The organism is Pseudonocardia sp. DxW (assembly GCF_058448985.1).
The window spans coordinates 93,638-106,243 of sequence record NZ_JBZFLK010000012.1; the positions used below are offsets into that span (position 1 = coordinate 93,638).

A 12,606-nucleotide genomic window follows, 5' to 3' on the forward strand; every position below is an offset into this window, starting at 1 on the left:
GACGGGCGCGGCCCGGGCGTTGCACCGGGCATGAGCGCTGCATCTGCTTCGACCGCGGGTCGTCGTGCCGGCCGTACGGCCGCGTTCGCGACGCTCTTCCGTGCCCTCACCCGGCGGGGCGCCCCCGGTGAGCCCGGGCCCGCCCAGCGGGTCCGGGCGCTGCCCTCGATGCTGGGCGACGCCTGGCGCGGCAGCTACCCGCACCTGGGGAAGGGCCGGTTGGCGCTGTTCCTGCTCGCGCTGGCCTACCTGGTGTCGCCGGTGGACCTGGTCCCGGAGGCGTTCCTGACCGTGTTCGGCCTGGGCGACGACGCGATCGTCGCGATGTGGCTGGGCGGCGCGCTGCTGGTCGAGGCCGACCGCTACCTCGGCTGGCGGTCCGGGCCGCCGGTCGTCGTCGACGGCGGTCAGGTCTCGCAGTTCGACCGGACGTAGTCGTTGATCCGCTGGCTGGCCGCCTGGTACTCGGGGTCGCTGCGGGCCTCGGCGATCTCCGGGTCGCGGGCGACGGCGATCGTGTCGCCGCCGTTCGCCTCCAGCAGCTGCAGCTGACGCTCCACGATCTGGTTGACCCGGTCGAAGTCCGACCGGATCTCCTGCGGGGCCAGCGCGGTGACCTGCTGGTTGGCCCGGCGCACGTTGGAGGCGACCGCCTCGACGTCGTCCAGTCCGCGGCCGAGTCCGAGCCCACCGACCGGCTGCGTCGCCTGGCGGCTGGCCTGCACCGCGTCACAGAACGGCGTCGTCGCCTGCGCCTGGGTGGTCGTCGCCGGGCGGGACGTGCCGGGCTGGGTCGCGAGCGAACCGCCGCAGCCGGCGAGCAGCACCAGCGCAGCCGGAACGAGCAGCACGAACCGCCGCACAGCCGTCATCGGGTTCCTCCACTCACCACCACCGATCGGGGTGTCGGAGAGTCTAGGTCCGGGCCTGTGAGGTGGGTGTCGTGACCTGCCGATCGGCGGTGTGCCGCTCGTCCCAGGCGGGCCTCCCGGCCGGACGGGTCAGCCGAGCAGCGCCCGCAGCACCCCCGGCACGTCGGTGATGATCCGGTGCACCCCGGCGTCGATCATGCGACGCAGGTCGGTCCCGGAGTTGACGGTGTACACGCCGGTCTCCATCCCGCGGGCCCGGACCGCCGCGACCAGCGCGGCGTCGGTGACCCGGAAGCTCGGGTTCACCTGGTCGGCGACGGCCGCGGCGGCGTCCAGCTCGGCGTCGGTGGGCCGGCTGTCGAACAGCAGGCCCGCCGGGACGTCCGGGGCGGCGGCGGCGAACCGGCGCATCGCGTCGTGGTCGAAGGACTGCACCGCGACGTCGGCCCGCGGTGCCCCGACGGCGTCGGCGACCTGTTGCTCGATGCCGGGGTAGGACGCCGGGTCCTTCAGCTCGATCAGCAGGTCGGCCCGGTCCCCGACGCGGGCGAGGAGCTCGCCGAGGGTGGGGACCGGCTCCCCGGCGAACCCGGGACCGAACCAGGAACCCGCGTCGAGCCGCTTCAGCTCGGCGAGGGTGAACGTCCCGACCGGTTCCGCGGCCCGGTCCGGGAGGACCCGGGCGACGTCGGTGGTGCGGGCGAGGGTGGTGTCGTGCAGCAGGACCAGCTGCCCGTCGGCGGTCCGCTGCAGGTCGACCTCGATCGAGTCGGCGCCCTGCGCGAGCGCCTCGTCGACGGCGGCGAGGGTGTTCTCCGGGGCGTCGGCGGAGGCGCCCCGGTGGGCGACCACCTGCACGGCCGGGCCCGGTCCGGCGGGGGAGGGGTGTCGCATGTCGCCGATCCTGCCGGGCCGGGCGGTCGGCCCGGTGCACGCCGGACGGCGCCGGGATGACACCGGGCCGAACCGGTCACGGGTCACGGGCGGGCGGCGGCGGCGTCGAGGGCGGGCAGGTAGCCGTCCCGGTATCCGGCGGCGGTCGGGTGGTAGGCGGCCGGGCTGCCCGCGGCGGGCGGGTTGATCCACGGCTCGGCGCCGCACAGGCCGTGCCCGGCGAACGAGTCGCGGACGTCGACGAACTGCCCGCGGAAGCGCTGCGCGGCGTCGGCGAGCGCGTCGTTCAGGGTGTCGGCGGCCCGGTTGAGCGCCTCCCGGCGGGCCGCGTTCGGGACGCCCGGGACGTCGCAGGCCGCGCCGGGCTCGAACAGCCGCGGATAGCCGAGGACGACGATCCGGGCGTCCGGTGCCTGCAGCCGCACCGCGACGATCACCGAGATCAGCCCGCCCGGTGCGAACAGCTCGGCGATCCGCTCACCGCCGCGGACCGCCCGGAAGCAGGCCTCGTCGTCCGGGGCGGTGCTGCAGGTGGCGAGCACCGGGCCGAAGCCGGTGTCGTTGCCGCCCGCGGTGATCGTCACCAGGCCGGTGTCCGCGGAGACCGTCCTGACCTGGCGGGCGAGCACCTCGCCGCTGGTCGCTCCGCTGCAGGCGACGGTGCTGAACGACGCGGGCCCGTGCCGTTCCGCCCAGAGCGCGGGATAGGCGTCGGGCCCGCGCAGGCACTCCCCGCTCGCCGGGTCGGTGGCCGCACCGACGCCCGCCGCGTAGGAGTCGCCGAGCGCGACGTAGCGGGTCGCCTGCTGCGCCGACGCGCCCGGGGCGGCGACGGCCGCGGGGGCCAGGCCGACGAGCAGCAGCACGGCCAGCACGGGGACCAGGAGTCGGCGCACACGTCCCAGCCAACCCGGCGGGGGACGGGCGGGCAATCGCGGTTCCGGGTGAGGGGCGGTACGGGCCGTGCGGCACCGGTGGGCCGAACGGGTGCGCGGGAGCTGCCGGCCGGCGGCGTCCGCGGCGTCGGCGCAGCTCCCGGCCCTGCCCGCTCGACCACGCTGAGTGACCGGCAGCGCAGGGCGGCAAACGGACGTACCACTCGCCCGTCCGGTGCGCGATCCCGTCGTCGCAGGTGGAGTGACGATTTTCGGCGCACCGACCGGTTGTCCCTGCGGTGAACGGCAGGTGATGGCCGCTCTCGTCACCCAGCGTCCGCTCACCGCCCGACGGCTTCCAGTGGTCTCGTCATCACTCGTTCGGGTTTGCCCTCGCGGGGCGGCGGGCTAGCGTCGGCGTCAGATCACGGAACGGTCACGAACCGGACGCAGCCCGACCCCCCGACGGGCTGCCCCGCTCCCCACGGGTTGTCCGCCGTTCCGCGATCCGGAAGGAAGATGTGGCACGGCATCGCTCCCCCCAGGGTCGGCCCGCGGGTCTCGGGCTCCTGTCCCCGCAGTTCGCGGTGGCAGGGGTCGGAGACATGGCCGGCGCGTTCCCGTCCGGTCCGCACGTCCGGCGCTCCCGCCGCGCCGAGGACCGCCCCCGCTACTCCGCGAGCACCCGGATCGCGGCCGCGGTCGTCGCGGTCGGCGGTCTCGCCGGCGCCGCGCACGCCTCGGCCGGCGGCGAGGGGCTCCCCGCCCCGGTGACCGGCTGGCTGGACACCGCCTCCGCGGCGTTCACCGGCGGTGGCGCCACGGCCGGCCTGGCGGCGCCCGAGGCGGTCCCCGCCGCCGCGCCGATCGCCGATCCCGGCACGATCGCCGCGCTGGCCACCCCGGCCGCCGGCGGCGCCTCGGTCGCCGCGCAGACCGTCATCGCCGGAGCCGGCGTGCACTCCAGTGCCGCGGACGCCGTCGACGGCGCCGTCGCCTCGATCGCGAAGGTGCAGGAGGCCGCCGCCGAGCAGGCCCGCGCCGCCGAGGCCGCCCGGGCAGCCGGTGCCACCGGCTCGCTGGAGAGCCCGTCGGTCGCCGGTGGCGCGGTGTCGATCGTGTCCGGCCGGGTCACCTCCGGGTTCGGCTCGCGCTGGGGCTCCCAGCACATGGGCCTGGACATCGCCGCCCCGATCGGCACCCCGATCAACGTCCCGATCGACGGCACCGTGATCAGCTCCGGCGCGGCGAGCGGGTTCGGCATGTGGGTCCGGGTGCAGCACGACGACGGCACGATCACCGTCTACGGCCACATCAACCGCTCGCTGGTGTCGGTGGGCGAGCGGGTGACCGCCGGGCAGCAGATCGCCGAGGTCGGTAACCGGGGCCAGTCGACCGGGCCGCACCTGCACATCGAGGTCATCGACCCGAGCGGCACGAAGATCAACCCGAAGCCGTGGCTGGACGCCAGGGGCTTCTCCTACACCTGATCAGGACTTCTGCACGCTCTCCAGCGCGCGGATCTTGTTCGTCGCGTCCAGGGCCGCCACCTTGTACGCCTCGGACAGGGTCGGGTAGTTGAAGACGGTGTCGACCAGGTAGTCGACGGTCCCGCCGCAGCCCATGACGGCCTGCCCGATGTGCACCAGATCGGTCGCGTTCGTCCCGAAGACGTGCACGCCGAGCAGCGTCCGGTCCTCCACGGAGACGAGCAGCTTCAGCATCCCGTAGGAGTCGCCGACGATCGCGCCGCGCGCCAGCTCCCGGTACCGGGCGAGCCCGGTCTCGTACGGCACCGCGGCCGAGGTCAGCTCCGCCTCGGTGTGCCCGCAGAACGAGATCTCCGGGATGGTGTAGATCCCGATCGGCTGCAGCTCGTGCAGCTGGCGGACCGGCTCGTCGAACAGGTGGTAGGCGGCCAGCCTGCCCTGGTCCATGCTGGTCGACGCGAGCGCCGGGAACCCGATCACGTCGCCGACCGCGGCGATGTGCTCCACGGTGGACCGGAACTGCTTGTCCACCTCGATCCGGCCGCGCGGGTCGGCGCTCAGGCCCGCCTTCTCCAGGTCCAGCTCGGCGGTCAGCCCCTGCCGGCCCGCCGAGTACATGACCATGTCGGCCGGGATCTTCTTCCCGCTGGCGAGGCTGGTGACGGTGCCCTTCCCGTTCACCTCGACCGAGGACACCTCCTCGCCGAACCGGAACGTCACGGCCTGGTCGCGCAGGTGGAACTTCAGCGACTCGACGACCTCCGGGTCGCAGAAGCCGAGCATCGTGTCCCGCTTCTCCACCACGGTGACCCGGGTGCCCAGCGCGGCGAACATCGAGGCGTACTCGATCCCGATCACCCCGGCGCCGACGACCACCATCGAGCCGGGCACCCGGCCCAGCTCCAGCACCTGGTCGGAGTCGACGACCCGCTCGCCGTCGAACGCGACCGTGTCCGGCCGGGCCGGCCGGGTCCCGGTCGCGATCACGAACTTCTCCGCGCTGACCTGGTTGTGGTCGCCCCGCCCGGCGCCCTCGACGACGACCGTGTGCGGGTCGGTGAACCGGGCGGTGCCGGTGAGGATGTCGACGTGGTTGCGGAGCAGCTGGTTGCGGACGATCTCGGTCTCCCGGCCGATCACGTGCCGGGTGCGGGCCAGCAGGTCGTCGATCGTGATCTCGGCCTTGACCCGGTAGCTCGCGCCGTACATCTCGCGCTGGCTGAACCCGGACAGGTACAGGACGGCCTCGCGCAGCGTCTTCGACGGGATGGTCCCGGTGTTGACGCAGACGCCGCCCATCATGTGCCCGCGGTCCGCGATGGCGACGCGCCTGCCGAGCTTGGCCGCGGCGATCGCGGCCTTCTGCCCGCCGGGGCCGGAACCGATCACCACCAGGTCGTAGTCGTACACGGGGTGCACCTCCGGGTCGGTCACGCGACCAGCCTCATCGCCGCCGGGGCACCGGGCAACAGCCCGCGCGTGAACAGCGTGTCACGCCTGGTACGCCCGGCGGCGCTCCTCCGCGAGGAAATGCGCGGTCTCCCGGGTCGCGGTGTACAGCGAGCGGTAGTGCGGGTGGTACCGGTCGTAGATCTCGCGGGCCGCCGGATCCGGCTCGATCGTCCGGGCGACCGGGTTCCACCTGCGCAGTTCGGGCTCCGCGCCGGTCGCGACCGCGGCCAGCCACGCGTCGCCCAGCGCGGCCCCCACGGTCTGTTCCGGGACGTCCTGGGGCACCCCGGTCACGTCGGTGACGATCCGCGTCCACAGTCCACCCTGGACCCCGCCGCCCACCGCCACCAGCCGCTTCGTGCCGCCGCCCGCCTGCCGCATCACCTCCAGGTTGTGCCGGACACCGTGCGCGATGCCCTCCAGCGCCGCCCGGTACACCTCGCCCCGGGTGTGCCCGGTGGTCAGTCCGGCGAGGACGCCGCGGGCGTCCGGATCGAACAGCGGGGTGCGCTCGCCGGCGAAGTAGGGGAGCAGCAGCAGCCCGCCGCTGCCGGGCGGCACCTGCGCGGCCTCGGCGACCAGCTCGGTGAAACCCTCGCCGGTCAGGTCGCGCAGCCAGTTGGTGATGGCGCCCGAGGTGGCCATCCCGGCGGCGAGGGTGGTGCTGCCGGGGACGACGCCGCGGGTCGTCCACATCGCCGGGTGCGGGTGCGCCCGGTCGATCACCTCGATCAGGAACATGGTGGTGCCGTACATGACCATGACCTCGCCGGGTGAGGTGACGCCGGCGCTGGTCGCCTCGGCCCAGGCGTCGACCGTCCCGGCGGTGACCGGCAGCCCCTGCGGCAGCCCGGTCTCGGCGGCCGCCGCGGCGCTCACCTGCCCGGCCACCTCGGTCGGCCACAGCAGCCGGGGCAGCTCGATCCCCGGGGCGGTCAGCTCCGCCCAGTCGTGCGCCCAGTCCGCGGCGGCGAGGTCGTACATCGGGTCGCACTGGCTCGCCGAGTGGTGGTCGAGCACGTACTCGCCGGTGAGCCGGTGTACCAGGTACGACGAGCACATCAGGAACAGCGACGCGCGCCGGTGCACCTCCGGCTCGTGCCGGGCCAGCCAGCGCCACTTCGGGCCCACCGCCTGCGACGACAGCGGTGTCCCGGCCCGGGCGAGGATCGCCTCGGCGCCCAGCTCGGCGGTCAGCTCGTCGATCTCGACCCCGGCCCGGGTGTCGACGCCGTAGAGGATCGCCGGGCGCAGCGGGCGCCCGTCGGCGTCCGCCGGGAGCAGCGTCGGGCCGATCCCGGACACGCCGAGCCCGGCCGGCTCCGCGTCAGGGACGGCGGCGAGCAGCTCCCGGACGATCCCGGTGAAGTCGCCCCACCAGATCGTCTCCGCGTCGTGCTCGACCCAGCCCGGGCGGGGCTGGGCGGTGTCGTGGGCGCGATCGGCCCGGGCGAGCAGCCGGCCACCGGTGTCGACGACGACGCCCTTCGAGCCGGAGGTCCCGATGTCGACGCCCAGATAGACCTGCATGGGACTTTCCTACCCTCCCCGGGGTGTGCCGCGCAGCGCTGCCGGGCAGAACATCGGTGCAGGTTGCGGGGTGCCGGGCGGGGTGCGTCCGGTGCTGCCGCCGGGCACCGGCCGCGCCGCCGATAGCAGACCGGTCCGACAGTCCGGGCGCTCCGCGGCCCGCGGAGCCGGACCTGTCCACGAGACCCCCTCCGGAAGTGGCCGCGAGGCCGGTTGTCCACAGCCCGCGGGCCGGCACCGTCGCGGACCCTGGCCCGCCGTCGCAGGATCGCCGCATGACGATCCCCGCCCAGCCCGATCCCGCCGCACCGCCCGGGATCCGCCCGGTTCCCCCACCGGCGGATCCGCCGGTGCCGAGCCCCGCACCGGCCCGGCCGTACCCGGGCGCCGCACCGCCGGATCCGCCGGCCGGCGGCCCGGCCGGGCCACGGCTGCGGCTCGGCGACACCGGGGAGGTGCTGGCCGCGATCCCGGTGCTGATCGGCTTCCATCCGGAGGACTCGCTGGTCCTGGTCGCGATCGGCGGGCCGGGCGGCGGGCGGCGGGTGGGGCTCACCCTGCGGGTCGACCTGCCGGCCCCGCACCAGGTCCGCCGGGTGTGCGACGAGGCCGTGTCGGTGCTGTCCGGGGACGGCCCGGCGGAGGCGGTGGCCGTCGTCGTCCGGGGTGCGCGGACACCGGCCCGGCCCGCCCGCCGCACCCGCCGCGACGTCGCGGTCGCCACCCGCCGCGCGCTCGGCTGGGCCGGCATCGTCCCGCTCGCCGTGCTCTGGGCGGCCGGCACCCGGGAGGGCGACCGCTGGAGCTGCTACCCGCTGCCGGGGCAGGTGTGCGACTGCTCGGGGGTGGTGCCCGGCCCGGCCGCCACCGCGTTCGCGGCGGCCGCCGCGGTGCTGGAGGGCCGGGCGGTGCTCCCCGACCGGGCGGCCGTCCGCGATCAGCTGGCCGGCGGTGCCACCGACCGCGCCCGCCGGGAGCGGCTGGCCGCGGACCCGTCGCCGGTGGACGTGTCCGGAGGCCCGGCCGGGCGCACGCTGCTCGACGCCGCGCTGGCCGACGCCGCCCGGGGGCGGCTCGCGATCGACGACGGGTCCGCCCGGCGGTTCCGGGCCGCGTTCGGCGACCCGGCGTTCCGGGACGAGGCGCTGCGGCGGTGCCTCGGGGCGCAGGCCCCGCACGCCGAACAGCTGTGGGCGGCGCTGACCCGCGCGCTGCCCGCGCCCGGGCGGGCGCATCCGGCGGCGTTGCTGGCGGTCTGCGCGCTGCTGCGCGGCGACGGGCCGCTGGCCGCGCTCGCGGTGGAACGGGCGCTCACCGACCGGCCGGACCAGGTGCTCGCCGCGGTGGTGGACACCTCGCTGCGCGGCGCCACGACACCGGGGGAGCGGTCGCCGTACGCGGGCCCCGGCGGGCTGCGACGGCTGCTCACCGCGATGCTCGGCACCGGCGGCCCGGGCGGCTCCCGGTGAGCGGGTCAGCGGCTGCGGGCGAACTCCCACGCGTCGGCGACGATCCGCTCGATCTCGGTGCGCGAGGGCTTCCAGCCCAGCTGCTCGGCCGCCCGGTCGCCGGCGGCGACCAGCACCGCCGGGTCACCGGGGCGGCGCGGCGCCACGACCGCCGGGATCGGGTGCCCGGTCACCCGGCGGCAGGTCTCGACGACCTCCAGCACGGAGAACCCGTGCCCGCTGCCCAGGTTGTAGATGTCGTGCCGGCCGGGGGTGGCGTGGTCCAGCGCGAGCAGGTGGGCGTCGGCCAGGTCGTCGACGTGGATGTAGTCGCGCACGCAGGTGCCGTCGGGGGTCGGCCAGTCGTCACCGTAGATCGAGATGGACTCGCGGGTGCCGGCGGCGACCTGCAGGACCAGCGGGATGAGGTGGGTCTCGGTCGCGTGCCGCTCGCCGAGCCGGTGCCCGCCGCCCACGTGCGCCCCGGCGACGTTGAAGTACCGCAGGCTGGTCGCGGCGAGGCCGTGCGCGTGCGCGTACGAGGTCATCATGTGGTCGATGGCGAGCTTGCTCGCGCCGTACGGGTTGGTCGGCCGGGTCGCGGCGATCTCCGGGATCGGCACCCGGTCCGGCTCGCCGTAGGTGGCCGCGGTCGAGGAGAAGACCAGCCGCGGCACCGCGTGCTCGCGGATCGCCTCCAGCAGCCGGAACGAGGCGACGACGTTGCCGTCCCAGTACCGCTCCGGCTTCTCGACCGACTCACCGACCAGCGACCGTGCGGCGAAGTGCAGCACGCCGTCGAAGGAGCCCTCGGCCAGGACCTCGCCCGCGGTCGCGCCCAGCTCGCCCTCGACGAGGGTCGCTCCGGCGGGCACGGCGTCCCGGTGCCCGGTGGACAGGTCGTCGAGCACGACGACCTCGTGCCCGGCTGCGAGCAGGTGTGCCGCGCACACGCTGCCGACGTACCCCGCCCCACCGGTGACGAGCAGCTTCACTCCGGTCCTCCCACCGTGCCGATCCGACGGTGCGAGCCTCTCACCCCGCCCCCGGTGCGTCGTCGTGCCCCCGGGGTGCGGGGTGCCTACTGCGCCCGGACGAGGACGGCGTGCGCCACCAGGGGGGCCACGGTGGCCTTCTCTCCCTCGGTGACCACCGGGACGGGATCGCCGAACCGCGGGATGGAGCCGACCTCCACGATGTGCCCCGGCACGATCCCGGCCAGCTTGAGCTCGGCCATCAGCTCCGCGTCGTTCTGGACGTGCTCGGCGATCCGGCGCACCTCGACCCGGCCGCCGCCGCGGCGGGCCAGCTCGTCGAGCCGCTGCAGCCCCACCTCGAGCGCCGGCGGCACCGAGGAGGACGCGGACAGCCCGTCGCCCCGCTCCAGCTCCTCCAGGCCCGGGATCGGGTTGCCGTAGGGCGACACGGTCGGCTTGTCTAGCAGCCGGAGCAGCTTCCGCTCGACGTCCTCGCTCATGACGTGCTCCCAGCGGCACGCCTCGGCGTGGACGAGCTCCCACTCCAGGCCGATCACGTCGATCAGCAGGCGTTCGGCCAGCCGGTGCTTGCGCATGACGGCGACGGCCCGGCTGCGGCCGTCGTCGGTCAGCTCGAGGTGGCGGTCCCCGGCCACGACGACCAGCCCGTCCCGCTCCATCCGGGCGACGGTCTGGCTGACGGTCGGGCCGCTCTGACCGAGGCGTTCGGCGATCCGCGCGCGCAGCGGGACGACGCCTTCCTCCTCGAGTTCGTAGATGGTTCGGAGATACATCTCCGTGGTGTCGATGAGGTCGTTCACGTGGGGCCCCTTCATTCGGTGGCCAGTCTACCCAGGCCGGCGCCCGGGCACGGTGCGCCCGTCCGGGGCAGGATGGGGCGCGTGTCCGGTTCCATGATCGCCCCCGAGGATCTCGCGGATCTGCTCGCCCCCACCGCGGGGGCTGCGGCCGGTCCGCCCGAGACCACCCGCCCCGTGCTGCTCGACGTGCGATGGCGGCTGCTCGGCCCGCCCGGGCGCGGGGACCACGCGGCCCGCCGGATCCCGGGTGCGGTCTTCGTCGACCTCGACACCGAGCTGGCGGCCGGTCCGTCGGCGCCCGGGCCCGGCGGGCGGCACCCGCTGCCGGGGCCCGGCGCGCTGCAGGCCGTGCTGCGCGCCGCCGGGATCCGCGACGACGCACCCGGCCAGCTCGTCGTCGCCTACGACGACGTCGACGGCTCGGTCGCCGCGCGCGCCTGGTGGCTGCTGCGCTGGGCGGGCGTCGCACCCGGCCGGATCCGGGTGCTCGACGGCGGGTTCACCGCCTGGGAGGCGATCGGCCTGCCGGTGACCGGCACCGCGGGCGACGCCCCGGAGCCGGATCCGGCGCCGCCCGGCGACCTGGTCGTCCGGCCGGGCGCGATGCCCGTGGTCGACGCCGACGGCGCGGCCGCGCTGGCCCGCGACGGCGTGCTGCTCGACGCCCGCGCCGCGGCCCGGTTCCGCGGCGAGACCGAGCCGGTGGACCCGCGGGCCGGGCACATCCCGGGCGCCCGCAACACCCCGGCGGCGGCCACCGCCGGGCCGGACGGGCGCTGGCCCGCCGTCGGCGTGCTGGCCGACCGGTTCCGCGCGGCCGGGATGGCGCCGGGGACACCGGCCGGCGCCTACTGCGGCTCGGGCATCAACGCCTGCGCGATCGTGCTCGCGCTGGAGGAGTCCGGGCTCACCACGCCGGACGCGCCGGCCGCGCTCTACCCGGGCTCCTGGTCGGAGTGGAGCTCGGATCCGCAGCGCCCCGCCGCCACCGGCGACCGGCCGTGGGCCGCTCGGGAGTGACCGTGACCCCGCGTCTGACATACGGTCCCCTCCCATGAGCGCGCGCACGTCGGTCGTGTGGACACCGGAGTTCCTCACCTACCAGCTGTCCGACGACCATCCCCTCAACCCGGTGCGGCTCGAGCTCATGATGGAGCTGTCCCGCGGGCTGGGTGTGCTCGACGGCGTCGAGCTGATCGAGCCGGAGCCGGCGACCGAGGCCGATCTCGACCGGGTGCACACCGCCGGCTACCGGACCGCCGTCCGGTCCGCGCCGGAGGCGCCGTTCGGCGTCGGGCACGGGCTCGGCACCTCCGACAACCCGATCTTCTTCGGGATGCACGAGGCGGCCGCCCTGATCGCGGGCGGCTCGGTGCGCGCCGCCCGGGAGATCGCCGAGGGCCGCGCCGACCGGGCGGTGAACATGGCGGGCGGGCTGCACCACGCGATGCGCGACCGGGCCGCCGGGTTCTGCGTCTACAACGACTGCTCGGTCGCGATCGCCTGGCTGCTGGAGCAGGGCTACGAGCGGATCGCCTACCTCGACGTCGACGTGCACCACGGCGACGGCGTGCAGGCCGCCTTCTACGACGACCCGCGGGTCATGACGATCTCGCTGCACCAGCACCCGCTCACCCTGTGGCCGGGCACCGGCTGGGCGGGCGAGCTGGGCCGCGGCGACGGCGAGGGCTACGCGGTGAACATCGCGCTCCCGCCGGGCACCGGCGACGCCGGCTGGCTGCGCGCCTTCCACGGCGTGGTGCCCTCGCTGCTGGAGCAGTTCCGGCCGCAGGTGCTGGTCACCGAGTGCGGGGCGGACACCCACGCCGAGGACCCGCTGGCGAACCTGGAGATGTCGGTGGACGGCCACCGCGCCGTCTACCACGCGCTGCGCGAGCTGGCCGAGACCACGGCCGGTGGGAAGTGGCTGATCCTCGGCGGCGGCGGCTACGCCCTGTACCGGGTGGTCCCGCGCTCCTGGACGCACCTGATGGCCGTCGCGCTGGACCGCGATCTCGACCCGGACACCTCGATCCCGGCGGACTGGACGGCGAAGGCGTCCACCCACACCCGGGCGCCGCTGCCGGTCTCCATGTCCGACGGCGCGGACCCGTCGTTCGAGCGCTGGGGCGGGTCGTTCGGGGAGCGCGTCGACTCGGCCATCCTGGAGACCCGCCGTGCGCTGTTCCCCCTGCACGGCCTCGAACCCGACGACCCGCGGGACTGAGCGGCGGACAGGACGGACCC

12 protein-coding genes are annotated in these 12,606 nt (G+C 75.6%); 5 read left to right on the plus strand and 7 right to left on the minus strand.

Going from position 1 to position 12,606, the window contains the following annotated elements; all coding sequences use genetic code 11:
- Positions 1-30 precede the first annotated feature (30 nt).
- Positions 31-435: a YkvA family protein gene (locus ACVJO7_RS19715; protein ID WP_491674101.1), complete on the plus strand. Its 405-nt coding sequence runs from the start codon at positions 31-33 to the stop codon at positions 433-435.
- Here ACVJO7_RS19715 and ACVJO7_RS19720 read toward each other — a convergent pair.
- From ACVJO7_RS19720 to ACVJO7_RS19730, 3 genes are all read right to left on the minus strand, one after another.
- Positions 408-872, minus strand: a complete 465-nt coding sequence (locus ACVJO7_RS19720; protein ID WP_344028649.1) for a hypothetical protein — start codon at positions 870-872, stop codon at positions 408-410. The genes ACVJO7_RS19715 and ACVJO7_RS19720 overlap by 28 nt on opposite strands.
- A gap of 129 nt (positions 873-1,001) precedes the next feature.
- Positions 1,002-1,766 (minus strand): glycerophosphodiester phosphodiesterase, encoded by a 765-nt coding sequence (locus tag ACVJO7_RS19725; RefSeq protein WP_491674102.1) that lies wholly within the window; start codon positions 1,764-1,766, stop codon positions 1,002-1,004.
- Between the two features lie 83 nt (positions 1,767-1,849).
- Positions 1,850-2,662, minus strand: coding sequence for an SGNH/GDSL hydrolase family protein (locus ACVJO7_RS19730; RefSeq protein ID WP_491674103.1), 813 nt, complete (start codon positions 2,660-2,662; stop codon positions 1,850-1,852).
- Between the two features lie 584 nt (positions 2,663-3,246).
- On the opposite strand from ACVJO7_RS19730, the gene ACVJO7_RS19735 reads away from it, so the two are divergent.
- Positions 3,247-4,131: a M23 family metallopeptidase gene (locus ACVJO7_RS19735; protein WP_491674104.1), complete on the plus strand. Its 885-nt coding sequence runs from the start codon at positions 3,247-3,249 to the stop codon at positions 4,129-4,131.
- On the opposite strand, the gene sthA is transcribed toward ACVJO7_RS19735, so the two are convergent.
- A complete protein-coding gene (sthA, locus tag ACVJO7_RS19740) occupies positions 4,132-5,565 on the minus strand; it encodes a Si-specific NAD(P)(+) transhydrogenase (RefSeq protein ID WP_344028661.1) in 1,434 nt (477 codons plus the stop codon).
- Between the two features lie 57 nt (positions 5,566-5,622).
- Positions 5,623-7,113: an FGGY-family carbohydrate kinase gene (locus tag ACVJO7_RS19745; RefSeq protein ID WP_344028664.1), complete on the minus strand. Its 1,491-nt coding sequence runs from the start codon at positions 7,111-7,113 to the stop codon at positions 5,623-5,625.
- A 275-nt stretch (positions 7,114-7,388) separates the two neighbouring features.
- Here ACVJO7_RS19745 and ACVJO7_RS19750 point away from each other — a divergent pair, with 275 nt between their 5' ends.
- Complete coding sequence (locus tag ACVJO7_RS19750) at positions 7,389-8,582, plus strand: DUF4192 domain-containing protein (protein ID WP_491674105.1); 1,194 nt, start codon at positions 7,389-7,391, stop codon at positions 8,580-8,582.
- A gap of 5 nt (positions 8,583-8,587) precedes the next feature.
- Here ACVJO7_RS19750 and galE read toward each other — a convergent pair whose 3' ends face one another.
- Positions 8,588-9,556, minus strand: coding sequence for a UDP-glucose 4-epimerase GalE (galE, locus tag ACVJO7_RS19755; protein WP_491674106.1), 969 nt, complete (start codon positions 9,554-9,556; stop codon positions 8,588-8,590).
- 86 nt (positions 9,557-9,642) lie between these two features.
- Entirely contained in the window at positions 9,643-10,359 is a 717-nt protein-coding gene (locus tag ACVJO7_RS19760) for an iron-dependent transcriptional repressor DtxR (protein WP_344028673.1), read from the minus strand.
- A 93-nt stretch (positions 10,360-10,452) separates the two neighbouring features.
- Between ACVJO7_RS19760 and ACVJO7_RS19765 the strand changes: the two genes are divergently transcribed.
- Together ACVJO7_RS19765 and ACVJO7_RS19770 are read left to right on the plus strand one after the other, a co-directional pair.
- Positions 10,453-11,379 (plus strand): sulfurtransferase, encoded by a 927-nt coding sequence (locus tag ACVJO7_RS19765; protein ID WP_491674188.1) that lies wholly within the window; start codon positions 10,453-10,455, stop codon positions 11,377-11,379.
- Positions 11,380-11,413: 34 nt separating this feature from the next.
- Positions 11,414-12,586, plus strand: a complete 1,173-nt coding sequence (locus ACVJO7_RS19770) for an acetoin utilization protein AcuC (RefSeq protein WP_344028679.1) — start codon at positions 11,414-11,416, stop codon at positions 12,584-12,586.
- Positions 12,587-12,606 lie beyond the last annotated feature (20 nt).